We start from the raw sequence: 24,491 nt of genomic DNA, 5'->3' as shown, positions 1-24,491 counted from the left end.
TGCAATATAAAGTGGGCAATGTTGGCCCTGACGGCAGTGCTGAACAATGGGGTTATGCCTTGAGCTGCGGCCTGTAATAAAAGCTAACCGTCAGCTTATGTAACGCTGCGCCGCTCCGGCGCGCCAAACAGCGCTTAAGCGGATGCTCTTGGCCAGTTGCAGACCGCGTTGCGCAACGCGCATCGAAACGGTGGCGTGTTGCTAGTTCGGTGCGGCAACTTTTACCCGGTTACGCCCCTCTTGTTTAGCGCTATAGAGGGCCCGATCGCTGGCCGCGTAGAGGCTTTCATAGGTGCTCGACTGGCCTGCATCCAAGTAGCTGATGCCAATGCTAACGGTCAACGCAACAGCTTTACCGTCAACCTCCCGCAACTGCGTTTCCATCAGTTCGCGTAACTTTTCAGCGATCTGCAGCCCTTGCTCGCGGTCGCAGTCAGACAACAGCAACATAAACTCTTCACCACCCAGACGCGCCAAGCTGTCGAGGCTGCGAACCTGGCTAGAAAGTAGGCTCGCGACACGTTTGATGACGGCATCGCCCAGAGGGTGACCAAACCGATCGTTAATGGCTTTGAAGTAATCGAGGTCTAGCAGCAGCAGACACAGCGGTTGTCGAGTGCGCTTATAACGGAGTAATTCGCGCTCGACGATAGTGTTAAATGCGCGACGGTTGAGCAGGCCGCTGAGGGGGTCGTGTTCGGCCAAGTAGCTGAGTTTTTGGTTCTGCTCTTCAAGCAGCAAGGCCTGGGCTTGCAGCCGCTGTTTCTGGGTATAGATTTGTATGAAGTTACGCCACTGTAACCATGCCAGCAGCAGGCCAATGGAACAGGCGGATAGACCATTGACCTGATTACTCAACAATACAATCGGGTCACCTTGGGTTTGCTGCAGGCCAAATAAAAACAGGGCTAAGGTCAGGCTAAAGAGCCACAAAGCGGAAAATGGGCGGTGCAGAAAAATCAGCGCCACCAAGGTGCAGCCCACCAACAATGGGGTGATATTGCTGGTTATTAATTGATCAATGGCACTGATCGCTGTTGCGAATCCCAGGGTGCCGACTATCGCCGCACTGACGCAAAGTTGACGTAACCGAACTCGCTCGGGACGGCGCTCGAGGTACCAAGCAAGCAGCGCTAAGGCCCCAAAGAACACGAACATTGCGCCATGCGCTACGAGAATGCCCTGACGCCATAAGGCTTCATTGGCTGATTCGGGTTGTCGTTGCCAGAACAACCAAATGTGCATCAGGTTAATGGGCGGAATCCACGGCGCAGCAAAGCGCAAGCGCCGCATATTCTGCTCAAGCAACTGTGGCGCAAGGGCACGGTTCTTATCAGCAATGGCCTGCCAGTTAATTCGCCACGCGCGCAATGTTTGATACTCCCTTAACGTTCACAATGCGGGGCCAAGTGAGGCCGAACCTATGGCAGACGTTACACAAGTTCTCCTTGGTGGGCGACTGGCTTATCTGCTTGAGTTGGATGGAGCTGTGTCTATACAGAGGCGCTATCAGCGGCATAGGTCTTAAAGTCCGACCGTCACCTCACGTAACGCGTCGCCATCGCGCAGCACAAAAATAGCGCTCAAACGTTTAGCTTTTGCTAGCTGCGCGCCACGCGCCACGCCAAACACCATCAGTGCTGTGGCCCAAGCGTCGGCGTACATACAGCTGGTGCAGAGCACCGATACTGAGGCCAGCTCAGAGAGCAGCGGCGCACCTGTGTGTGGGTTCATGGTGTGCGAAAACACCGTGCCCTCGCGCTCGCGCCAATGGCGGTAGTCCCCGGAGGTCGCGATTGAGGTATTGCTTAGAGCGAGCGAGCCGAGCACTTCGCGCTGGCCCTTGATGGGCTTTTCTAAGGCCACACACCACTCACTGCCGTCAGCCTTTACGCCGCTGACGCGCATCTCACCATCGATGCTTACCAAATAGGATGTGATGCCGTGGCGTTCCAGGCAGCGGGCCAGTTGGTCCACAGCAAAGCCTTTGGCGATGCCGTTGAGGTCCAGTGTTATCGGCATCTGCTTGCGCACCCGGCCGTTACCCGGATCAATATCCAGCACCTCACGTGCACTCGGCTGCTTACCTGGCAAGGCGCTGAGCGGCTTCTCTGGGCCAAAGCCACAGGCGCTGACCAGCGCGCCGACGCCAATCTCGAAGGCGCCCTCGGATTCTGCGCTGATGCGCACTGCGCTGCTCAGCACCCACATTAATTCATCGGGCACGCTGAGCCATTGGCCGCAGCTGGCCGCATTGAGTTGCATCAGGTCGGACTGCGGGTTCCAGGTCGACATTTGTTGGTCGACCTGATCGACCGCCTGCTGCAACTCAGTGCGGATTACCTGCAGATTGAGCCCCGCGGCGGCATACAGCACGGCGCTGTAGCGGGTGCCCATGGTTGCACCGCTTAGGCTATAGCGCTGCAGCGCTTGGGTTTCAGTAGACATCTTCACGGTAGCGTCCTTGTTGGCGCAGTTGATCGATACTCAAGCCAAGTTGCTGCAGCAGCGGCTCCAGCACATTGCGTACTCCAGCGGCCATGTCCCGCGAGCCACAGACCAACACTTGCGCGCCCTGTTGCAACAGCGCCACCAGCTCACTGGCGTCCTGTTGCAGGCGGTCCTGCACATACATGGGCTTAGCTGCTTGGGAAAATGCCAAGCCCAGCCGGGTCAGGCGGCCGTCAGCCAGGTATTCGCTGAGCTGGTTTTTATAGAGAAAGTCCGAATCGACGCTGCGGCCGCCCCAGTAGAGGTGGAGCGGGCGTTGATTAGTATTCTTGCGGACAAAACCAATCAGCGGCGCCAGCCCGGTACCCGCACCGATCAAGACGACCGGATGCTGGCCCGCAGTCGGGCGGAATTGCGGATGTGCTTGGATAACGCCCTCAATGTACTCGCCGACCTTCAGTTCATGCAGCAGTGACGAGCACAGTCCGTTGGGCTGTTTGCGCACGCAGATTTCCAGCACGGCATCTTCATCCCCACTGGCAATCGAGTAGAAGCGCGGCGGCAAGTCCTGGCCCGGATGGATCGCCAGCAGGTCGCCAGGAGCAAAGCTCGCTGCACCTTGCGGGGTAATGGCAAAACGTAAAATGGCGGCCGGTGACGCGCTATTTTCGCCATAAAGCTCGCGGTTCAGCAGCTGCAACTGCATCTGTTGCGGGCTTGCGCCAGCTGTGTGCGCCATGAAATGCAGTTTTACCCCCAGTTGCGGGCTCAGCGTTTGCGCCCACTGGTTAAGTGTACTTAAGGCGTTGCGGTCGATGCATTGTAAGGGCAGCAGGCTAGGCAAACCCTGCTGTTGCAGCGCGTGTTCGACTTGCTGGGCATAACCGCAGAAGTGTTGAAACTGTGAGTCGCCAAAGCCAAGCACGGCAACCCGCAACGCCGGGTTCAGTTGGCTGCTTTGCAGGCGGCTGAGAAAAATGCTGGCTGAATCAGGGGCCTGACCATCGCCATAGGTCGAGGTGAGCACTAACAGCTGCTGGGCTTGGCGATACTGCGGTTGCAGCTGATTCATGCTCGCGCAATATACCCGTAGACCTTGCGCCTGCAGTTGTTGCTGCAACTGACGGGCATAACCCCAAGTGCTGCCGCCCTGGCTACCCACCAGCAGAATGACCTGAGCGGTATCGGCCGTGCTATTGCTGGGCACTGCGCCAGCTAGGCGCTTACGCCGCCACCAAGAGAGCAAGCCGAAACCGCTGAGAAACAATACGGCTAGGCTCGAACCACTGAGCACCAGCGCCCACAGCGGCGAATACGCGCCGGTGTGCAGCTCGTAGAGGGTTTCATATACGCGCGTGGCGAAGCCGTGTTGCTGATAGTCGATCCATTGCCCGCTACTGGCATTGACGAAGCCCACCCCCGTTGCTGTGCGCACGGTGAAGTAGTTGGTTCGCTCCGGGTCGCTGGGGAATTCCAGTTCGCGCAGGTCTTGCAGATCAAGGTTACGCAGGGCGGCCAGGCTGCCAAGTGCGGCCGCCGGCGCGGAATAGCGAGTCTCTGGATAGGGCGGCGTCGTGTCTTGGCCGTCGCTGATCAAGCCCTGGCTGATGGCGGCGAGGTAAATCCCGCTCAGGGCGATAATCATCAGGGCCGGTAGCGTCCAGCGAGCCACCACCATGTGCCAGTGAATTAGCCCGCTGTTTGCCGGTATTGGCCGTACTAGCTGGCTCCAGCCGCCGAGCCGGCGCGCGAGCAGCCAAGCGCCGGTCAACGCCAGTAACAATAATGCCAGGGCCGCTAGACCACTGAGCCAGCGGCCCGGTTCGCCGAGCAGCAACTCACGGTGCAGGTTGCGCGTCCAGGCAAGCACGGTGGACGGCTGGTAGGGCGAGATAATAAAACCGCTGACCGGATCAACCACGACAACGGCGTTTTCGCTGGCATTGCTAAACGCCACGCGCAGTTCACCACTGGGCGCACGTTCAATACGTTCAATACGTTCAATACGTTCAATACGTTCAATACGTTCAATACCGAGTACCTGTCCGGCGATACGTGCGGCAACGTCGGCGACGTTCTCCCCGACCGCTGGCGCTGCTTGCATGTGCTCGACCAAGGTGCTGCTGGATAACAGCAAGCCCGTAGCAGCCGAGACCATTAGCAAGACGCCAAGAACCAAACTGAGTAGAACATGTGTGCGTTGCAGCATGAGTGGGCCCCTGACTTAGAACTGGTAACTGAAGCTGGCGACATAGCCCGACGAGCCAGCGTTGACCTGCGTGGGTTGCTGAGTCAGCGGTACTTTGATTTCTGCGCGGTTGTCTTGCTTGTTCTCGACGGCACTGTCGATGCGGATTTCATAGCCGGCATCAATCAGTGCATCTTCCAGTTCCACGGCCACGTTCAAGGTCTCGCCGCCGCCAACACTGGCACCGGTGAGGCCGTCGTATTCGGCGGGCTTATTACCGCCACGCGCCCAGTCTCGCAGGTGCTTGTAATACTTGGCCTTCTTGCCCGAGACCCACAGCGTCCGTTGGTAGTTACCCTGTGCATCGGTAACGTAGATAGACAGGTAGGCCGCGTTGCCACGGTATTCTTTCAGGGTGGTTTGCAGGTTGATTTCACGGGCTTGGCCAAGCGCTGGTAGCGCTGCCAAACCGGCTAAAGCGAGAGTCAAGGTCGTCTTGCTCATATAAGCCTCCGAGGTATATGGCGCAACCTTAACCTCCAAGCCTGAAGCCAAGCTGAACCGCTGAATCAGCTGGCTTAAGCACGACTTAAGAATTGTCTGAGTCGAGTTTTATGGGTTTAGGCCGGCAAAGATTGGCGCATGGCCGAACAATCGCTAAGCTCGGCGACCATATTGATTTGTGCCGACCTGCCTAGATGCCCGATCCCTCCTTAACCGCCAGTGCGCCGTTGGCTAAACCCTGGTTCGTATACCTGGTGCGCGCTGCCAATGGCGCGCTGTATTGCGGCATCAGCGATGATCCGCATAAGCGCTTTGCCAAGCACCAGCGCGGTAAGGGCGCACGGTTCTTTCACTCCAGCCCGGCGCAGGCCTTGGTCTATATCGAAGCGTGTGTGGGTAAGGGCGATGCGCTACGCCGCGAGCGGGCGATTAAGGCCCTGACCAAGGTGGCCAAGGAAGCCTTAGTTGCCGCTGCGCCTGTTATCGTCGTGATTGATAACGCGCTATCAGGCTAAGCGGGTAGGCCGCAGGTGCCGGCGCGGTTAAGCTGCTGGTCTACTTGAATCCTGCGGAGCCTGCTATGCACGAGTTGATCCTGCACCACTACCCGACTTCGCCCTTTGCCGAGAAGGCGCGCTTGATGCTCGGTTTCAAGCAGCTGTCTTGGCGCTCGGTGATGATCCCGCCGATTATGCCCAAGCCGGACCTGACCGCGTTGACCGGCGGCTACCGCAAAACTCCGGTGTTACAGATTGGTGCGGATATTTACTGCGACACCGCACTGATCGCGCGTCGTTTAGAAGCGGAAAAAAACACGCCGGCACTGTTTCCTGAAGGCCAGGAATTTAATGTCAGCTGTTTTGCCCAGTGGGCTGATGCTCAGGTGTTTATGCACGCGGTGAGCTTGGTGTTCCAGCCGGCATCGATAGCGGCCCGTTTCGGCAAGCTGCCGCCTGAGTTCCTCAAGGTATTTATCGCCGACCGCTCGACGCTGTTCAACGGCGGCATGGCGGCGCGCATTCCGCTTGAGGTGGCCAAGCATCAGTGGCCGACGCTGATGACGCGACTGCAGCAGCAACTTGAGCGCGAGTCCGGTGACTTCCTCTTTGGTCATGCCTCACTGGCGGATATCGCCATGGCGCATTCGCTGTGGTTCCTGCGCGGTACGCCGGTAACAGCGCCGCTAGTGGATGACTATCCGGCTGTCGCCACCTGGCTGGCACGGGTGCTGGATTTTGGCCATGGCTCGTTCAGCGACATGAGCGGCGAAGAGGCGATCAGCATTGCCCGTGATGCCACCCCGGCCGCGCTGCCGGAGGCGGTGTTGGTTGATCCCAATGGGTTTGCCGTGGGTCAGCAGGTGGCGATTTCCGCCATCGATTATGGCGTTGATGCGGTCGAGGGTGAGCTGGTATTTAGCGGCAGCGAAGCACTGATCTTACGCCGCGCAGACCCGCGCGCTGGCACGGTGCATGTGCACTTCCCGCGTCTGGGTTTTGCTATCAAGGCGCTGTAAGCGCGCTGGCGGCTGACCGCGACTGCTCACGCAACCTGGGCAGCTCGCAGGCCAGTTCACGAAAATACAGGATACGTTCGTAACACAGCGTCAGTTCTCCGCTGTTGCGGTTGTACCAAGCGTCGGCTTCGCCGCAGGTGGCGACGATCAGTTTCAAATCGCGGGGCAGGGCGAAGGTGCTGCTGGTTCTGGCCGCAATGGCTTCCAGCTCGCCAGAAGCACGGACCTTTTCCAACAGTTCAGTGGCGCCTTCTAGGTGCAGTGGCGGCGTCTGGTACTCCACGCGCAGGTGATGGACAGTGGGCTGGTCGGCGGGGCGGGTGAAGTGTTGCTGAATCCACGTCACAGCGTACTCGACCTGCTCATACTCTTCTGGGCAATAAAATGCGCGCTCATCCGGCAGGCCAGTCATCTGGATAATCCATTCCAAATGCTTAGGGTCGCTGCCATAGGCCAAACAGGCCAAATTAAAGAAGCGCTGTGAATCTAAGGCATGGCTGTCCCACGCCTGCACTTGCGCGGCTTCTGGGCTTTGTCGCTGCCATTCCAGCCGCCAGTAGTCAGCTACATCCAGTAACTTGGCGTAAAAGTTGGCATCACGCTGGCGCTCATGCAGCAGAAATAAACCCATAAAGCCCAGTTGGTCGGCGGCGTCTTCCTCACGGCCGAGCACGGGTAACTTCAGCTCGCTGATCAACAAGTGCCCCATTTCATGCATCAAGGTGAACTCGGCATTAGCCGTAACAAAGCGTACTTCATCGGGGTGCAGGGCTTGCTCCGGCACTGCCTGAGTGAAGACGCTGAACACCAGTAATGCCGGCAGCATCAGGTAGAAAAGGGCCGCCCTCATAACGCCTGCAAATCGCTTAGGCTGAATGGCGCCGGGGCGTCCGGCCAATCCAGCTGCAAGCGCTCTAATTCACGGGCCAGTAGGCTGGCTACCAGCCAGTCGCGTAACCAGCGGTGATCAGCTGGGATGACATACCACGGCGCTGCAGCGCTGTGGCTGGCGCTCAGTTGTTCGGCCCAGCGTCGTTGGCGCAAGTCGAATTCACGGTAGGACTGCAGGTCGCTGCTGTGCAGCTTCCAGCGCTTGTGTGGTTGCGCCAAGCGTTCTTGCAGGCGCAGTTTTTGCTCGTTTTTGGACAGGTGCAAAAAGCATTTCAACGGGGTGATTTGCTGGGCAAACAACTGCGCCTCAAAGGCCTGAATGCTCTGCCGACGCGCGGGCAGCTCGCTGACGCTGCACAGGCCGTCCAGTGGGTCGCTGATCAAGCCTTCGTAGTAACTGCGGTTAAACACAGCCAGCCTACCCGGTTCAGGCAAGCGCTGTTGGTAGCGCCAGAGAAAGTCATGACGCAGCTCGCACTCATCGGGCTTTTGAAAGCCGTTAATGCGCACCCCTTGGGGGTCAAAGCTGTTGATCACCCGGCGAATAAGCCCGTCCTTACCAGAGCAGTCGGTGCCTTGCAGGAGCAGCAGCAGGGCATTACGCCGGTTGGCCCAGAGCATTCGCTGCTGTTTATTCAGCCATGGCCGCAGTGCTTGCAGCGCGTGGTGAGCCTGCTGCTTATCGAGGCCGAAATCACGCGCAGGGTCTTGCGCAAAGGGCGCCGCTGGATCACAACGGCAGGCGTCCAGCAGCTCATCAGGCAGGCGGCTCATTGTCAGTGTTTGCGGCGCTTGAGTTGGTCGGTGAGCTGCGTCGGCAGGTTGCGGATGACCAGGGTGTCAGTGCTTTCGTCGTACTCGACCTTTGAGCCGAGCAGGTGCGCCTCAAAGCTGATCGACAGGCCTTCGGCGCGGCCGGTGAAGCGCTGGAATTGATTGAGCGTGCGTTTGTCTGCCGGGATCTCCGGCGACAGGCCGTAATCCTTGTTACGGATATGCTCGTAAAACGCCTTGGGCCGCTCTTCATCGATTAGTCCGGACAGTTCGGTCAGGGTGATTGGCTCGCCCAGCTTGGCCTGGCTGCTGGCGTAGCCGACGAGGGTCTTGGTCTTCTCGCGGGCCTTTTCCTCCGGCAGGTCTTCGCTTTCGACGAAATCACTGAAGGCTTTCAGCAGGGTGCGGGTCTCACCCGGGCCGTCGACGCCTTCCTGGCAGCCGATAAAGTCGCGGAAGTATTCCGACACCTTCTTGCCATTCTTACCTTTGATAAAGGAGATGTACTGCTTGGAGGTCGCGTTATTGCGCCATTCGGAGATATTAATCCGCGCCGCCAAATGCAGTTGGCTCAGGTCCAGGTGCTTGGCAGCGGTCACATCCAACGCATCATTAACCGCTACGCCTTCGCTGTGATGCAGCAGGGCGATGGCCAGGTAATCGGTCATGCCTTGCTGGTAGTGGGCAAACAGCACGTGGCCGCCGGTGGAGAGGTTGGATTCCTCCATCAGCTTCTGCAGCTGCTCAACGGCCTGGCGGCTAAACGCGGCGAAGTCCTGACCTTCATCAAGGTAATGCTTGAGCCAGCCGCTAAACGGATACGCCCCAGATTCCTCGTGAAAAAAGCCCCAGGCCTTGCCTTGCTTGGCGTTATAGCTCTCGTTGAGGTCAGCAAGCATGTTTTCGATGGCCTGCGAGGCCGCCAGCTCAGTCTCCCGAGCGTGCAGCACAGCGGGCGTGCCATCGGGCTTTTTGTCGATCAGGTGAACAATGCAGTGGCGGATCGGCATAGCGGCCTCGAGGTGTGTAAGCGGAAAGCAGGCATGTTACCCGACCTGCACTTCTTCAGTCGTGCGCTGCTGCAGTGCATGCAGGCGCTCAATCATATAGCGCAGGTGCATATGCAGCTGGTACAGCTCGTTGGAGTAAGACAGTGGCACTTCAACTTGGGCCAGTTCGTCTTCGAGTTTTTCTAAACGTTTTATTTCGGCGCCGATATCGCCTTTCAGTGTGCCTTTGTAAAGCTGCTGGTCAATCTCCCGCAGGTACTTGTACCACCGGTAAATGCGCGCACGGATACGCCATTGATAGATCGGGCCGATGGCCTTGAACAGCGGGAACAGCAGCACCAGCAATGGGATGGCGAGGATGATGTAGCGGTCGGCCAGCGAGGCAATACGAAACGGCAGGTAGCGTTGCAGGATCGGCAGGCCTTTGGCGTAGTAATACTCGGCCTGATCAAGAATCGGCAGCGACAGCGGTGGCCGGGTCGGGTAGCTGCCGGCTGGGTCGAGCAGGCTACCGTTCTTCAACACGGTTTTCGCCGCTTCGAGGATCAGCGGCGTCAGTGACGAATGGAATTCTTCGCCAGCGATTAGAGTGGCAACGGGGCCGAGGGTAGTGATGTCGCGCTCTGGGGTGTTCTGTGCCATATCGAGCATGCCTTCGCCTACATGCAACTGGCTCAGATAGGGCAGGCGCGCTAGGTAAGCCTCGGTGCGACGCAGGCTGACTAAGCGTATGTTGGGCGCCGATGCCAAGCGCTGAACCAGCGCGTTCTCCGCCGGGCCGATAAAAAAGGCAGCATCCAGCGTGCCGGCGATCAGCGCATCAGCCGCACGGTTACCGCCCAGTTGCTGCCAGCGCGCGGAGTATTGCGTCGGCTCGATATGATTGGCCTTAAACAATGCCGCAGTGACTGCTTGTGTGCCGCTGTCTTGTGAGCCAATTGCCAGGCGCAGGCTCATCAAGTCGGCCAGGCGTTCGAATTTGACCTGATCACCCACGAACAACCACAGCGGTTCGCGATACATAACGCCTAGGCCATTAAGCTTGCTGCGAGCATCGTCGCTCAGGGCCAGCTCTTGGCCACTCTGCACCAGCGCTAACTCCACCTCGCCACTGCCGAGTTTGCTGAGGTTGTCCCCGGACCCTGCACTCTCGACCAGCTCTAGGCTAAAGCCTTGCAGTGCCAGCTCAGCCCGCAAGCGTTCGCCGAACGCGTGGTAACCACCGCTCACCGAACCTGTTGCCATGCGCGCATGCATAGGCGGCGGTGGCGCGGCGAAATAGAACAGTGCACCAACCAGCCCGGCAATGACTGGCACCAGCCACAGGTTAGTAAGAATAAGGATTTTCAGGTCTCGGAGAATGCGGCGCATAGTCAGTCCTTGTCAGAATCTGAACTGAGAATAGCCGCAACGGCTGAGCAAACTAAATGCGATTTGCCCATGAAATGCTGCATGCAGTGTGTCGGTCTGTGGATTCGGTGTGTATCGCCGGCTATTAGTTTTACAGCCCGCACTCATCATACGGCGAGCACGCGTGCATTTCTCTGTTCGCGCCAGCGATCGAGTAGTGCAAGCACCGCCAGCAAGCCCAAGGCATACCCGGCGTCCATGCCCAACATCAGCAGCACTAGAGCGCAGAGCAGCGCACTGAACGCCGCCAGCCAGCGCCAAACGCCGCGCAACAATACCCAACCAGCCGCCATGCTGAGCAGGTAAACCAGCACGAAATTGCCGTTGGCATAGCGGATCAGGTCGTCCACCGTGAGTTCCAGCACGCTGGCCAAAACGGCGCACAACGCGCATGCCAGCACCACCAGCAACAGGGCGCGCGCAGGCACGCCATGCTGGTTGCGCTGGGCCAAGCGGGCCGGCAGTTTACCCTCGTCAGCCAGGCTCCAGATCAGCCGGGCAAAGCCCTGCATATAGACATTCATCGAGGCGAAGCAGGCCAGGTAACCGACCGTGGCGGCCAGCCAGCGGGCCTTCTCGCCCAGCAACACATCGAGCAAGTGGGGCAGGGACGCGGCATCAGTTCGCACATCGCCATAGGCATGAAAACTCAGCACCGCCACCGAGCAGGCCCAGTACACAAGCCCGGCCAGCAGCACGCCGAACAGCAAGGCCAGGGGGAAGTCGCGCGCGGGGTTCTTGAACTCTTCGCCCATGTGGGTGAAGGCCTCAATGCCGACAAAGCACCAGAACATCACGCCCAGCGCCGCCGGCAGTAAATGCCAGGAGCCGCTGATGGGTGGCAGCAGTGGTTGGCTGCTGGTGGGCAAATCGCCGACCCACCAGATCAGCGCGACGGTGCTGATAATGGCCACGGCAATCGCGCCTTGAATCAAGCCCGAGGCTTTAGCGGGGCGTTGGCCGAGCAACAGGATGGCGGCCAATGTGGCCAGCTGAATGATCAAGGCCTGGTTATGGGTGAGGTCGAACAGCGCTTGCCAGAAGCCGCTGGCGATACTCAGCGCAGCCGGTAAACCCACCGGCAGTACGGCGAGAAACAGCAGGGCGCTGAGGCGTTCCATGCGAGGACCAAAGGCCCGGCCAATCAGGTGCGGCGCACCGCCGGCATGGGGGAAGCGACGGCCCAGTTGAGCAAAGGTAAAGGCCACCGGTAAGACCAGGGCGATAAGGATCATCCAGGCCCACAGCGACGCCTCGCCGGCAGCGGTTGCCGCCAGCGCCGGAACCACGAAAATCCCGGTGCCAAGCAATGACGTACTCAGCAGGCCAATCCCTTGTAGCAGGCCTATTTCCTGGTTCAGACGACTCATGTTGTATGCTCTGCAGTTTCGTTCGCCATGTTAATACGCCCACCTGAATCAGGCAGCTGGCGAAGCGTCGGTTTTGCCCGGCGAAGTGGCGGCATTTTTCAGCACATTGCTTTTGAGAGCACCCCGTGGACAAGTTTGACCAGCAGATACTCGCCTTGCTGCGCGCCGATGCGCGCTTACCCGTCAGCCAGATCGCCCGCGAGGTCAGCCTGTCGCGCTCGGCGGTTAGCGAGCGCATACGCCAGTTAGAGCACAGCGGCATCATCAGCGGTTATCACGCTCATGTTGCGGTGCCAGGTGAGGCGGCAATCAAGGTCTATCTGGAACTGTTCTACAGTGGCGGGCGCTGCGAGCACTATGTCGAACTGATGCGCGTATTTCCCGAAGTGCGCCGCTGCAGTGGTATCAGTGGCGAGACCGATATGTTGGTGTACATCGAAGCGCCGTCGATGCTGCGCTTCAGTGAAGTGCGCGGCGAGATCGAGAACTTCCCCGGTATGCAGAAAGTGAAGACTCACATCATGGTTAAGGATTGGCAGTTTTGACTCAGCCCATACGCATTCTGCACACCTCAGACTGGCACCTCGGCCAGTACTTTATGGGCAAGAATCGCCAGGCCGAACACCAGGCCTTCTGTGCCTGGCTGATTGAGCAGGTGCACACTCATGTGGCGGATGCCGTGTTGATTGCCGGCGATATTTTCGACACCGGCGCGCCGCCCAGTTATGCCCGTGAGCAGTACAACCGTTTTATCGTCGAGTTGCGTGCAACGGGTTGCGAGCTAGTGGTGCTCGGCGGTAACCATGACTCGGTGGCCATGCTCGGCGAGAGTAAAACCCTGCTGGCGCAATTGGGTACGCGGGTGATTCCCGGCGTCTGTGAGCCGCTTGATGAGCAGTTGCTGGCCCTGCATCGGCGCGACGGTTCAGTCGGTGCGTTGCTCTGCGCTATTCCCTTTATCCGTCCGCGCGATGTGTTGCTTAGCCAGGCCGGCCAGAGCGCCCAGGATAAACAGCAGTCCTTACAGCAGGCGATCCAGCAGCACTATCAACGCCTCTATGCCCTGGCTGAAACCCGGCGCGCAGAACTGGGCGGCGACCTGTCGATTATTGCCACCGGTCACCTGACCACCGTCGGCGCCAGCGCCAGCGATTCGGTGCGCGAGATTTATGTCGGCAGCCTGGAGGCTTTTCCCACCAGCGCCTTCCCGCCGGCGGCTTATATCGCCCTGGGGCATATCCATCGTCCGCAGAAGGTCGGCGGCCTTGAACATATTCGCTACTGCGGCTCGCCCATCCCTCTGAGTTTTGATGAAGCCAAGCAGCAAAAAGAAGTGTTGTTGGTGGAGCTGGATGGCAGCGGTTTGCGCACTATTCAAGCCTTGCCGGTGCCGCGCTTTCAGCCGCTGCTGTCGCTGCGCGGCTCACTCAAAGAGCTTGAAGTGGCCATTCAAGAGGCGGCCAAGCTGGGCAGTGCCGAGCAGCCGGTGTGGCTGGAAGTGCTGGTGGGCACCGACGATTACCTAAGCGATTTACAGCAGCGTATCGCCGTCCTCTGTGAAGGCTTGCCGGTCGAGGTGCTGCGCATCCGCCGCGAGCGCGGCACTGCCAGCGCCAGCTTGCACGGCCAGGCTAAGGAAACCCTGGATGAACTGAGTGTTGACGAGGTGTTTGCCCAACGCTTGAGCAGCGAAAGCCTTGAAGGCGATGAGCAGGCACGCCTGCTGGGGCTGTATAAACAAGTGGTGAGCGAGCTGCGCGAGGGCGACCAATGAAGATTCTTAGCCTGCGCCTGAAAAACCTCAATTCGCTCAAGGGTGAGTGGAAGATCGACTTCACCGCCGAGCCGTTTAAAGACAACGGCCTGTTCGCCATCACCGGGCCGACCGGCGCCGGCAAGACCACGCTGCTGGATGCCATCTGCCTGGCGCTTTATCACCGCACGCCGCGCATGAGCACGGTGTCGGCCAGTGCCAACGAACTGATGACCCGGCACACGGCGGATTGTTTGGCCGAGGTTGAATTTGAGGTCAAGGGCGTTGCGTATCGCGCTTTCTGGAGCCAACGCCGCGCCCGCGGTAAAGCCGATGGTGCGTTACAAGCGCCCAAGGTCGAATTAGCGGCGGCTGACGGGCAGATCATCACCGACAAAATCAACGAGAAACTGCGCGAAACCGAACGCCTCACCGGGCTGGACTTCGAGCGCTTTACCAAATCCATGCTGCTCGCTCAGGGCGGCTTTGCCGCCTTTCTCGAAGCCAACGCCAACCAGCGCGCTGAACTGCTGGAAGAGCTGACCGGCACCGATATCTACGGGCAGATTTCCCAGCGGGTGTTTGAGCAGACCCGCGAGGTCAAGGTCGCGCTTGAGCAACTGCGTGCCCGCGCCGAGGGGGTTGAGCTGCTGAGCGCCGAGCAGCGCCAGCAGTTGCAGGATGAAACAGCGCAACTGAGCAAGCAGGAAGCCGCCCTCAGCAGCCAGCAGCAGGGCTACCAGCAGCAGCGCCAACATGCGCTTGATCTGAGCAAAGCGCTCAGCCAGCAGCAGCAAGCGCACACTCAAGAGCAGCGGGCGCAGCAATCTCTGCTGGATGCTCAGCCGCAGTTGCAGGCGCTCGCTGACAGCGTCCCGGCGTTCAAGCTGCAACCGCTGCATCACGCGTGGCAGCTTAGCCAGCAGCAGACAGAACAGCGTCAGGCCGACCTGCAGCGCATCACCGGCGACCTGCAGCAGGCGGATCAGCAGGTGGCGCAGCAGCTTTGGCAGGCCTGTCAGTTCAGCCAGCAGATGGTCGTGGCCAGGCAAGCCACTGTTGCCCAGCTCAGCGCTCAGCAGCAGGCCGTGCAGGCGCAGCTGGATCAACACCCCCAGCGCAGTCAACTGGGTGCGCAACTGGGCGTCTGGCGCGAGCAGTTTGCCGCACGAAATCAGCTGGTCGTGACCGTCACTGAGCAACTGGCTAAGCAGCAGCAACAGCAGGCTGCAGGTGTTCAGCTGGCGCAGCACCAGCAACATCTGCAAGGGCAACTGGTGGCAGCCGAAGCGGCTTTGGTCGCTGCGCATACGCTACAAGGCGAACAGCAAACCCTGCTTGAGCAGTTGCTGGCCGGAGAAGCCGAGCCTGCCATGCGCGAGCATGGGCAGCGTCTGGTGGAGCAGGGGCATGTGCTGCAACGCCTGGAACAGATTGCCCAACGCAGGCAGGAGTTGACCAAGCAAGCGGAACAATTGAGCAGCGCCTTGTTGGCTCAGGAGCAACAGAAAGCGGCACAGGAGCAAGCGCTGATCAGCCTGCGTGAGCAGTACCGTGATGTGCAGCAGCAGGTGCGCGACAAGGAAACCCTGCTGCTGCAGGAGCAGCGCATTCAGGCCTTGGAGCAGTACCGCGAGCAATTGCAGCCCGAGCAGGCTTGCCCGCTCTGTGGCTCGCTGGAGCATCCGGCCATTGCGGCTTATCAGGCGTTGGACAGTTCGGCCACGGCGGCCACGTTGCAGGCCAAGCGTGAGCAACTCAAGGTGTTGGGCGAGCAGGGCGAAAACCTGCGCAGTGATGGCGCCACGTTGAGCGAGCGCATCGACCAGCAGCGCCTGCAACTCCAGCAGGTTGAACAGACGCGTCTGCAGCAGGCCGAGCTGTGGCAGCAGCAATGCCAGGTGTTGGATCAGCCTCTGGCGGATGCCGCCGCGCTCAAAGCGGCGGTGCAGGAACATGCTCAGCAGCTGTCGCAGGTGCAGGTGCGCCTGGCGCAACTTGAGCAGCGCAAGCTCGCCCTGTACGCCGCGCGCGAGGCGGCTCAGCAGGCGCAAAACAGCCAGCAGCAGCAGCGCGCTGAACAGACCTTACTGCTCAGCAAGCAGGATAATCAGCAGAGCCTGCTAAGTGATATCGACAGGCTGCTGCAGCGCTTGCAGCAGCAACAGGGGCAGCAGCAAGAGCAGTTGGCGGTCACCCTCGCGCAGTTTGGCTACAGCCTGCCGGAGGAGGGCGATGAGTGGCTGCAGCAGCGTGAGCAGGAGTGGACGCATTGGCAACAACAGCAGCAACAAGTCCGCGAGCTGCTGGAGCGCCTGCGCGATGAACAGCATGGCCTGACTGCCAGTCAGGACGTTGCCACGCGTTGGCAGCAGCGTCTGCAACAGCAAGCGCTGCCCGCATTGCCCGCATTGCCCGTTTTACCGGTAGCGGCTGAAGCCCGCGCACGCCTAGCGGCTGCCGAGCAGGGGCATGCGCTTGCGGTGCAGGTTGTGAGTGGGTTGCAGGGCCAACAGCAAACCCTCAGCGAGCACCTCAGCCAAGCGCACAGCGCCTTGCAACACCAGCAGCAGGCCTGGGCTGAGGTATTGAACCTGAGCGCTTTTGCCAATGAGGCAGCCTACCTAGCAGCGCGGCTCAGTGATGAACAGCAGGCGCAGTTGAGTGCCCTCAAAGGGCGCCTGGAAAAAGCCCTGACTGAGGCTCAGGCGTTGTTGCTGTCCAGCGCGCAACAGCTGGCGCAGTTGCAGGCGTTAGGGCATCCGGCGCTGAGCCTTGAACAATTGGATGAGCAGTTGCAGGCCGTGGTCGTCCAGCTCCGGGCGGTGACTCAGCGCCAAGGTGAAATCCGCGCCCAGTTGCAAGGCGATGACGCACGCAGACTCGGCCAGCACAGCCTGTTCGCCTCAATCAGCACCAAGCAGGACGACTACGACCTGTGGCAGCAACTCAACAGCCTGATCGGCTCAGCCGATGGCGCCAAGTACCGCAAGTTTGCCCAAGGCCTGACCCTGGATCATTTGGTCTACTTGGCCAACCAGCAGCTCGAACGTTTGCACGGCCGCTACCAGTTGGCGCGGCGTAGCAGCGGCGAGTTGGAGCTGGAAGTGATTGACACCTGGCAAGCGGATGCAGCGCGCGACACCAAGACCCTGTCTGGCGGTGAGAGCTTTTTGGTCAGCTTGGCGTTGGCCTTGGCGCTCTCGGATTTGGTCAGTCACAAGACCAGCATCGACTCGCTGTTTCTGGATGAAGGCTTCGGTACCCTCGACGGCGAAACCCTTGAAGTGGCCTTGGACGCGCTGGATAGCCTCAACGCCAGCGGCAAGATGATTGGCATCATCAGCCATGTGGAGGCACTCAAGGAGCGCATTCCGGTGCAGCTGAAAGTGCACAAAGGCGTCGGCATGGGCTACAGCGGCCTAGACAAGCGTTTTGCCCTGGGCGCGGGCTAACTGGTGGGTGCTTGAGGTGCGCTCGCCTTGTTTGCCTAAGGTGCGCACTTTCCTCATTCATACCCCGTAATAAATAGCCTTAATGCTTGGTCGCAGCCAAGTGCCGGTGCATGATCACGCCTCGTTCCGATGAGTATGACCGCATGGCCAAGCCTCCCGCTGCTCCACCTTCTGCTTCTGCGCTGGGTCGTTTTCTGACGTTGGCGGGGACTGCCACACGCATCGGCACCAGCGTGCTGGGGCAGCGTTTGCGGCCGGGCCGCAGTGGGATTGATTGGCAACCGGTGGGTGATTTACTCACCGACGTACTGGGCGAGATGAAAGGCCCGGTGCTTAAGCTGGGGCAAATGGCCTCGCAGTGGCAAGGCGTGCTGCCGGAGCCGGTGGCACGCGCGTTGAGCGCGCTGCAAAACCGTGTGCCGGCATTGCCTTTCAGTGCGCTGCGCGGGCATCTGCAACAGGTTTACGGCGCGGACCTCGGGCAGTTTTTTCAGCACATCGACGAGCAACCTTTTGCCGCGGCCTCGCTGGGCCAAGTGCATCGGGCTGTCGCCTTGGATGGGCGGGCGTTGGTGCTCAAGGTGCAATACCCCGGCATTGCTGAAATTTGTCAGGCGGACCTCAAGCAATTACGCCGCTTATTGCCGTTGGGGCGCTTGTTTCGCTCGCCGGCCAAACAATTGCAGGGCCTGCACGAGGAACTGACGGCAGTCATCGAAGCTGAGCTGGATTACCCGGCAGAGATGCGCCGCTTGCAGCTTTTTCGTGCGCATTTTGCCGACTGGCCCGGCTTGCGCCTGCCGCAACCGCAGGAAGACCTGTGCCGTCCCGGTGTTTTGGCGCTGACCGAGGAGCCGGGTTTGCCCTTTGCCGATGTCGCCCAAGCCAGTAGCGAGGTGCGTGAGCGTTTAGCCCACACCTTGGTACGCTGGCTTAGTGCCCAAGCCTTTGAGCTGGGCCTGCTGCACGCTGATCCGCACCCCGGCAATTTTGCTTACACCGCTGCTGGAGAGCTGGTGGTGTATGACTTTGGCTGTGTGCGAGCCCTGCCGGCGCCATTACTGGCGGCCTACGTGCAAACCTTCAAGGCTCTGCAAGCGCGGGATGGCGAGCAGTTGGAGCAGGGCTTTCAGGCGCTCGGCACGCGCCAGCCCAAGTCGACTATCCCGTATGGTTTTTACCGTCAGTTGCATGGCTTGCTTGGGCCGCTGTTGCAGCCCGGAGTGAACTGGGACTTTGCCGCCACGCCGCTGCATGAGCAGGTGCAACGGCTATTGCCGGATGTGCTCGGCGCGTTGGGTAGCCTGCAACCGGCACCGGCGACCTTGCTGGTCAACCGCACGCTGGAAGGGCACTACTGGAACCTCAGCCGCCTCGGCGTGGCGCTGCCAGTTGCGGATCTCGTGCAAGCGCACCAGGCCGCGCGTTAAATCAGCCGCCGGCTGCGACCTATCAAGCGGCAGTCGCTACTGGCTGACGTTCACAACCGGCGGCGGCTGATTGTATTTACCCTGCTGGAGGTCATCGAAGTAACGCTGGTAGCGGCCGCTGTCACGATAAGCCTGTAAGCGCTTATTAAAGCGCTCAAGCAGCGCCGGGCTGCTGGCGAGGCTTTTCGGCAGCATCAAGTAGCTGCGATTGACCAGCAATGGCTTGGGGTGATGGGTGATGAGCGCTTGGTCGGCGGCGCTGAAGTGGCTGCGCAGCGCGGCGTAACCTACGTTAATTTCCTGTGGGTAGAGCACCACGCGCTCTTTGAGCAGCTTCTCGAAGTTTTGCTGGTCGCTGGAAACGCGCTCCATCTTTACTTTGCCTTCGGCAAGAAAGGCGTCGAACGGGGGGCCGTAACTGTACTTCAGTCCGCCACCCAGCTTCATGCCAGTGAGGTCGTCGAAGCGCTGCCAGCCGAAGGGCAGGCTTTTTAAGTGGAAAAATACGAACTGTTCATCAAGCAGCGGCGCGCTGAAGAGAAAATCAGCTTCACGCTCATCCTTATGCATCCATACGGCGGTGGCATCGAAGCGCCCGGCGGCGGCTGCCGAATAAGCGCGGGGCCAAGGCAGGAATTGAAAGCTTACGCGATAGCCTTCATCAGCCAGCACGTCGCTGATCAGGTGGGCGATTACACCATTGTGTTGCAGATCACTGGACAGATAAGGCGGCCAGTCACCGACGCTGATCTTTAATTCTGGCTGTTCGCTGGCCTGCGCGGCGGTTGTAAGCAATAAGCCCAGGGCCACAAACAGGGTTTTCCATCTCATCAAGCAGCCTCCAAAAGCGGTGCGCGGGGTCGACAGGCGCTTTATCAACATTATTAGCATTGCCAAGCGCTGAGCGACACCTGTGTGTCGCTCTCGGGTGTATTCACTGCGAGCCGCGTAGGCCGTCAGTGCGTCATCAAAGTGTCACCTGTGGCGTGAAAACTACGACCAGTCTCCACTCCCTCTGTGTCTGCATAAGGATAGTTGCTGTGCTGCGAATTCCTACACTCTGTGCACTGTTTGCCCTTGCTCCACTTGCCTCAGCGCTTGAGCTGCAACCGTTGGCGCTTTACCAGAGCGGCTTTGCCGCCGGCACTGAGATTATTAGTGTGCAGCCGTCGACCCTGCGTGTGATCGTATCCAACAGCGCCGAAGGCTTGGTGGACATTCTGCAACTGGACCCGGCCAAGGGCCTCAATCGTATTGCTCGGCATAACCTAGTGGCCGAAGGCGCAGGGGAAATTACGTCGGCGATATTCCACCCCAGCGAAGACATCTTTGCCGTGTGCATACGTAACAGCGATGGCCTTAAAAACGGCCGCGTTGAATTCCGCGCAGCCACTGATGGCACGCTGCTCAATACCGTGGAAATCGGTATTTGGCCAGACAGCTTGGCGTTTTCGCCTCAGGGCGACTTTGTGGTGGTGGCCAACGAAGGCGAAGGCTATATGCGCGACGGCGAGGGTTTTCGCAGCGGTGAAGGCTCAATTAGCCTGATCGACCTGCGCAGCGGCGTGGCGACAGCCACGCACAGCTTGATCAAGCTACCGGATCTGGCAGGCGTTGAAGGCGCGACCCAGGTCGAGCATCAACGCCTGCTGGAGCGAATGATTGAGGGTGAAGAGCTGAAAATTCCGTTCGGCACCGGCCCTGAGCATATCGAGCCGGAATACGTGACCTTCAGCCCGGATGGTGCGCGTGCCTTCGTCAGCTTGCAGGAAAACAATGCGATTGCCGTGATCGATGTGCAGCAGGGCAAACTGGACAAAGTGTTTGGCTTGGGCACAGTGCGCCATGCTGCCGATATCGTCGATGACGGTAAGTATGATCCGTCTGCCGAGCTGTTCGCCCTGCGCGAGCCGGATGCCATTGCAGTGAGCGCCGATGGCCGTTACCTGATCAGCGCCGACGAAGGTGATACCGACCCGAAAATTGCTAAAACCAAGGCAGGCTTGCCCAGTGGCGGTGGCCGTACAGTCAGCGTGTTTGATGCCATGAGCGGCGAGTTGCTCGGCGACACCGGTAGCCAACTCGACGACAAGGCTGCCGAAGCCGGTGTTTACCCGGACGCGCGCAGCCCTAACAAAGGCAGTGAGCCGGAAGGCGTGGTGAGCTTCGACGCCTTTGGTAAGCGACTGGTGGTAGCCACCTTAGAACGCGCCGATGCCTTGGCATTGATCGATTTGGATCAGCCAGCGCAGCCACAGGTGCTGCAAGTGATCGGCGCGGGTGAAGCTGCTGGTTCAGGCAATCTGGCGCCAGAAGGCTTGGCGCATGTTGAGCAAAACGGCCGACATTTCTTGGTTACCGCGCTTGAGAAAAGCGGCAACGTTGCGCTGTTTGAGTTGGTCAAATAACTGGGTGGATACAGGCCAGGCGCAGCTAATGCGTGTGGCCGACTGCTGCTTCTCAGTTCGTAGGGTGGGTTAGCCGCCAGCGCCCCGTAGCCATGTACCTATACCGCAGCGGCGTAACCCATCACGCAGCGCAAGGGGAAACAGGGGTGTTGCGGCGCTCAGTCCAAGCGCGCCAACACGCTCTATGAGCGTCCAACGCGTGCCCGGATTGCATCCGGGCTGCGGTTTGCGGGGGCTGTTTTACCAGCGCTCTTGCCGCCAGCGCTGTTGCTGCTCTGGCGTCTGGAAGGTCCACGCAACAAATCGGCTCTGTTTCTGGCCCTGAGCCATCTCCACGGTCTTAACCTGCAGTGCGCCAGCGTTTTTCAGTGCGTTGTAGACCATTGGCAGGTTGCTGGCTTTGGAGATCAGGCTGCTAAACCACAGCACCTGCTGGGCAACAGCGACGCTTTCTTTAATCAATTGGCTGACGAATGCGGCTTCGCCGCCTTTGCACCATAACTCCGCTGCTTGGCCGCCGAAGTTCAACACCGGCAGTGTGCGTTTAGGGTCGAGTTTGCCCAAATTGCGCCATTTGCGTTTGCTGCCGCTGCTGGCTTCTTCGGCGCTGGCATGGAAGGGCGGGTTGCACAGGCTCAGGTCAAAACGCTCAGCGCTGTGCAGCAGCCCTTGGAAGATGTGCGCATCATTGTTTTGCTGACGCAACTCGATGGCTTCACTCAAGCCAGGGTTGGCCTGCACGATGGTCTTGGCTGAGGCGATGGCACTGGCTGCGATATCGGTACCCAGAAAGTGCCAAGCGTATTCGCGGTTACCCAGCAGCGGATAAATGCAATTAGCGCCCACACCGATATCCAGTGCGCGCACGTTGGCTCCGCGCGGGATTTCTCCCCCATTGTTGGTGGCCAGCAAATCCGCCAGGTAATGCAGGTAATCGGCTCGGCCAGGGATCGGTGGGCACAGGTAATCTGCCGGGATATCCCAATGATTGATGCCATAAAACTGCTTGAGCAACGCCCGGTTGAACACCTTGACCGCTGCCGGGTTGGCGAAGTCGATGCTCTCATTGCCATACGGATTGATGATCAAAAAGGCGGCGAGCTCTGGGCTGGCGGTGATCAATGCGGGGAAGTCATAACGGCCTTGGTGACGATTGCGTGGGTGCAGCAAACCCTTGGCTGCACCCGGCTTAACGGCATCAGGTGTGCTTGCAGCAGCCTTGCGGGGTGCAGGGCGCGGTGCGGTAGGTTTTCGGCTCGGACGTTTTGGCGGCAGGGACATGGCAGGCGGATCGCAGGCTGGGGAACGCGGGATTTTCCCACAGCTGGGCGTGGCGTGCTTGGGGATCATGCCGCGCTGCACTCCGTGGGGCTCAGGCATGCAGCAAAAGGGGCTACGGGTAGCCGAGCACAGCCTTGATCTGCGCTAGATTCGCGGCAATCCACTGCGGGTTGATCGCGCCCCAATCACGGATCGCATAGTGACCGGCGTTGTTGCGTTCACCGCTTTGCTGGGCGAAAGCACAATCGATATCCAGCTCGCTCAGGGCGCTGAGGGTGTCCTGTGCGGTACGCCGTGGCATACCTGTCACCGCCATCAGTGCTGGCACGTCGGTAGCGCTGCCACTGTCGATCAGCCAGGCCACATACAAACGTCGGTAGAAGCTGCTGCGGGTTTTACTGATCTGCATAAAGGCTCCGACGCGAAGCGGCTGCTGGTTTGGCAGTCGCTTCGCTGCGTGGTTTAAAGAGCAAATAGCGCGATGTAGCTCAGTGCGCCAGCGATATAGCCGGCAAAGGCTAGGCCGCTGATGTACTTCACGTACCAAATGAAGTTGATCTTCTCCATGCCCATCGCGGCTACACCGGCCGCCGAACCAATAATCAAGATGCTGCCGCCGGTGCCGGCGCAATACGCCAGCATTTCCCAGAAGTTGCCATTGACCACAAAGTTACTCAGCCAGCTGACCTCTTCAGGGCTGGCCGCAGCCAGAGCCTCAGGGCTGACCAGCGGGTACATTTTCATGGCGCCGGCCACCATCGGCACGTTATCCACCACCGCAGATAACAGACCGATGGACATGGCAATGGTGTAGACATTGCCCAGGCTGTCTTTGAGGTAGGTTGCTACCTGCGTCAGGTGCCCAGCGGTGGACAGGCTGGAGACGGCCAGCAGGATGCCGAGGAAGAACAGCACGCTGGTGACATCGATACGGCGCAACACGCCGACCACCGAGAGCGGGTCTTTATCTTCGCTGTTCTTGCTGCGGTGAATGATTTCGGTGGTGACCCACAGAACACCGAGGCCAAACAGAATGCCCATGTAAGGCGGCAGGTGGGTAATGGTTTTGAAAATCGGCACGAACAGCAGGGCGCCTAAACCCAAGCAAAACACCAAGTTACGCTCGAAGGGACTGGTCGGGTCGCGACGGCTTTCGCGACTTACTTTCACTTTGGGTGGGGTGATCGTGCCCTTGAGGATGAAGCTCATAATGGTCAACGGCACCAGCAGGCAGATTATGCTCGGGATGATCAGCTTGACCACGATGCCGCTGGCTGTGACTTGGTTGCCGATCCACAGCATGGTGGTGGTGACGTCACCAATAGGTGACCACGCGCCACCGGCGTTAGCCGCAATCACCACGATGCCGGCGTAGAACCAGCGCTCTTTTTGATCATCGACCAGCTTACGCAGCAGCGAGATCATCACGATCGTGGTGGCGAGGTTATCCAGGGCGGCGGAGAGGAAGAAGGTGATCAGGCCTATTAGCCACAGCAGGTGCACGCGCTTGTTGGTGCGGATGCGGTCGGTGATGACTTTGAAGCCTTCGTGGGCATCAATAAGCTCAACGATGGTCATGGCACCCATCAGGAAGAACAGAATCTCGGAAATTTCACCGAGATGATGGCGCAACTCGCCTACCACCAGTCCTGTGTTATCCGCGGCGTGGGAGCCTGCTTCGAGCATCGGCAGGATGCTGTCAGCGCCCAACACCAAAACCGTCCACGCCAACACGGCAGTCAGCAGCGCCGAGGCTGCTTTATCGACCTTCAATGGATGTTCCAGTGCGATGCACAGGTAACCAAAGACGAAAATTAACGCCATCAACGCATACATGGTGGAGGGTTCCTGAGCCAAGGTGAGAAATAGATTACAAAAGGTTGCCAAAATTCAGGGGGCAGAAGATGCCTGATTTTTCCCGAAAAAGGCAGGGCTGTGATTGACCAGCGCGACCTTAAGCCAGATCACGGGATAAATTAATACCTCCGAGGGGTTAGCGCTGCAGGGTCCTAGCGCCGCCTTTTCGGATCGGCCGGGCGAGCGCCAAGCC

The 24,491-nt window shown here is 59.4% G+C and carries 20 protein-coding genes; 7 read left to right on the top strand and 13 right to left on the bottom strand.

All coding sequences use genetic code 11. The annotated features are described in order from the left end of the window. Window positions 1-201: 201 nt before the first annotated feature. From WF513_RS13365 to WF513_RS13350, 4 genes are all read right to left on the bottom strand, one after another. The gene (locus WF513_RS13365) at window positions 202-1,371 is read right to left on the bottom strand and encodes a GGDEF domain-containing protein (protein ID WP_339079871.1); all 1,170 of its coding nucleotides are present in this window, start codon (window positions 1,369-1,371) and stop codon (window positions 202-204) included. Window positions 1,372-1,524: 153 nt separating this feature from the next. Beyond that, on the bottom strand, window positions 1,525-2,448 hold the full coding sequence (locus WF513_RS13360; RefSeq protein WP_339083579.1) for an FAD:protein FMN transferase: 924 nt from the start codon (window positions 2,446-2,448) through the stop codon (window positions 1,525-1,527). Then, window positions 2,438-4,660 (bottom strand): PepSY domain-containing protein, encoded by a 2,223-nt coding sequence (locus WF513_RS13355; protein ID WP_339079870.1) that lies wholly within the window; start codon window positions 4,658-4,660, stop codon window positions 2,438-2,440. The genes WF513_RS13360 and WF513_RS13355 overlap by 11 nt, the downstream gene beginning before the upstream one ends. Before the next feature lie 15 nt (window positions 4,661-4,675). After that, on the bottom strand, window positions 4,676-5,143 hold the full coding sequence (locus WF513_RS13350) for a DUF2271 domain-containing protein (protein WP_339079869.1): 468 nt from the start codon (window positions 5,141-5,143) through the stop codon (window positions 4,676-4,678). A gap of 194 nt (window positions 5,144-5,337) precedes the next feature. Between WF513_RS13350 and WF513_RS13345 the strand changes: the two genes are divergently transcribed. Next, complete coding sequence (locus tag WF513_RS13345; RefSeq protein WP_339079868.1) at window positions 5,338-5,658, top strand: GIY-YIG nuclease family protein; 321 nt, start codon at window positions 5,338-5,340, stop codon at window positions 5,656-5,658. Window positions 5,659-5,723: 65 nt separating this feature from the next. After that, window positions 5,724-6,659, top strand: coding sequence for a glutathione S-transferase family protein (locus WF513_RS13340; protein WP_339079867.1), 936 nt, complete (start codon window positions 5,724-5,726; stop codon window positions 6,657-6,659). Here WF513_RS13340 and WF513_RS13335 read toward each other — a convergent pair. From WF513_RS13335 to yjeH, 5 genes are all read right to left on the bottom strand, one after another. Next, on the bottom strand, window positions 6,646-7,509 hold the full coding sequence (locus WF513_RS13335) for a DUF4344 domain-containing metallopeptidase (protein WP_339079866.1): 864 nt from the start codon (window positions 7,507-7,509) through the stop codon (window positions 6,646-6,648). The genes WF513_RS13340 and WF513_RS13335 overlap by 14 nt on opposite strands. Next, window positions 7,506-8,324, bottom strand: a complete 819-nt coding sequence (locus WF513_RS13330; protein ID WP_339079865.1) for a PPK2 family polyphosphate kinase — start codon at window positions 8,322-8,324, stop codon at window positions 7,506-7,508. The genes WF513_RS13335 and WF513_RS13330 overlap by 4 nt, the downstream gene beginning before the upstream one ends. Before the next feature lie 2 nt (window positions 8,325-8,326). Next, window positions 8,327-9,334: a nucleoid-associated protein YejK gene (yejK, locus tag WF513_RS13325; protein ID WP_339079864.1), complete on the bottom strand. Its 1,008-nt coding sequence runs from the start codon at window positions 9,332-9,334 to the stop codon at window positions 8,327-8,329. A 36-nt stretch (window positions 9,335-9,370) separates the two neighbouring features. Next, window positions 9,371-10,705 (bottom strand): TAXI family TRAP transporter solute-binding subunit, encoded by a 1,335-nt coding sequence (locus WF513_RS13320; RefSeq protein WP_339079863.1) that lies wholly within the window; start codon window positions 10,703-10,705, stop codon window positions 9,371-9,373. 146 nt (window positions 10,706-10,851) lie between these two features. Beyond that, the gene (yjeH, locus tag WF513_RS13315; protein WP_339079862.1) at window positions 10,852-12,114 is read right to left on the bottom strand and encodes an L-methionine/branched-chain amino acid transporter; all 1,263 of its coding nucleotides are present in this window, start codon (window positions 12,112-12,114) and stop codon (window positions 10,852-10,854) included. 125 nt (window positions 12,115-12,239) lie between these two features. Here yjeH and WF513_RS13310 point away from each other — a divergent pair, with 125 nt between their 5' ends. The 4 genes from WF513_RS13310 (at window position 12,240) to WF513_RS13295 (ending at window position 18,752) form a co-directional block, all read left to right on the top strand. Further along, on the top strand, window positions 12,240-12,659 hold the full coding sequence (locus tag WF513_RS13310) for an Lrp/AsnC family transcriptional regulator (protein ID WP_339079861.1): 420 nt from the start codon (window positions 12,240-12,242) through the stop codon (window positions 12,657-12,659). 8 nt (window positions 12,660-12,667) lie between these two features. Then, window positions 12,668-13,888, top strand: a complete 1,221-nt coding sequence (gene sbcD, locus WF513_RS13305) for an exonuclease subunit SbcD (protein ID WP_339083577.1) — start codon at window positions 12,668-12,670, stop codon at window positions 13,886-13,888. Then, the gene (locus WF513_RS13300) at window positions 13,885-17,322 is read left to right on the top strand and encodes an AAA family ATPase (RefSeq protein ID WP_339079860.1); all 3,438 of its coding nucleotides are present in this window, start codon (window positions 13,885-13,887) and stop codon (window positions 17,320-17,322) included. Before sbcD ends, WF513_RS13300 begins: the two co-directional genes overlap by 4 nt. A gap of 110 nt (window positions 17,323-17,432) precedes the next feature. Further along, the gene (locus WF513_RS13295) at window positions 17,433-18,752 is read left to right on the top strand and encodes an AarF/ABC1/UbiB kinase family protein (protein ID WP_339079859.1); all 1,320 of its coding nucleotides are present in this window, start codon (window positions 17,433-17,435) and stop codon (window positions 18,750-18,752) included. A 36-nt stretch (window positions 18,753-18,788) separates the two neighbouring features. Here WF513_RS13295 and WF513_RS13290 read toward each other — a convergent pair whose 3' ends face one another. Further along, on the bottom strand, window positions 18,789-19,583 hold the full coding sequence (locus tag WF513_RS13290; RefSeq protein WP_339079858.1) for a transporter substrate-binding domain-containing protein: 795 nt from the start codon (window positions 19,581-19,583) through the stop codon (window positions 18,789-18,791). Between the two features lie 209 nt (window positions 19,584-19,792). Here WF513_RS13290 and WF513_RS13285 point away from each other — a divergent pair, with 209 nt between their 5' ends. Next, window positions 19,793-21,160 carry a hypothetical protein gene (locus tag WF513_RS13285; RefSeq protein ID WP_339079857.1) on the top strand — a complete coding sequence of 456 codons (1,368 nt, stop codon included), beginning with the start codon at window positions 19,793-19,795 and terminating at the stop codon, window positions 21,158-21,160. 240 nt (window positions 21,161-21,400) lie between these two features. Here WF513_RS13285 and rlmF read toward each other — a convergent pair whose 3' ends face one another. From rlmF to nhaD, 3 genes are all read right to left on the bottom strand, one after another. Next, window positions 21,401-22,441: a 23S rRNA (adenine(1618)-N(6))-methyltransferase RlmF gene (rlmF, locus tag WF513_RS13280; protein ID WP_339083575.1), complete on the bottom strand. Its 1,041-nt coding sequence runs from the start codon at window positions 22,439-22,441 to the stop codon at window positions 21,401-21,403. Window positions 22,442-22,553: 112 nt separating this feature from the next. Beyond that, window positions 22,554-22,850, bottom strand: coding sequence for a winged helix-turn-helix domain-containing protein (locus tag WF513_RS13275; protein WP_339079856.1), 297 nt, complete (start codon window positions 22,848-22,850; stop codon window positions 22,554-22,556). Between the two features lie 53 nt (window positions 22,851-22,903). Further along, window positions 22,904-24,277 carry a sodium:proton antiporter NhaD gene (gene nhaD / locus WF513_RS13270; protein ID WP_339079855.1) on the bottom strand — a complete coding sequence of 458 codons (1,374 nt, stop codon included), beginning with the start codon at window positions 24,275-24,277 and terminating at the stop codon, window positions 22,904-22,906. Between the last annotated feature and the right edge of the window lie 214 nt (window positions 24,278-24,491).

It is taken from the genome of Pseudomonas sp. TMP9 (genome assembly GCF_037943105.1).
GTDB lineage: Bacteria > Pseudomonadota > Gammaproteobacteria > Pseudomonadales > Pseudomonadaceae > Aquipseudomonas.
This window is presented reverse-complemented; position numbering and strand designations above follow the sequence as displayed.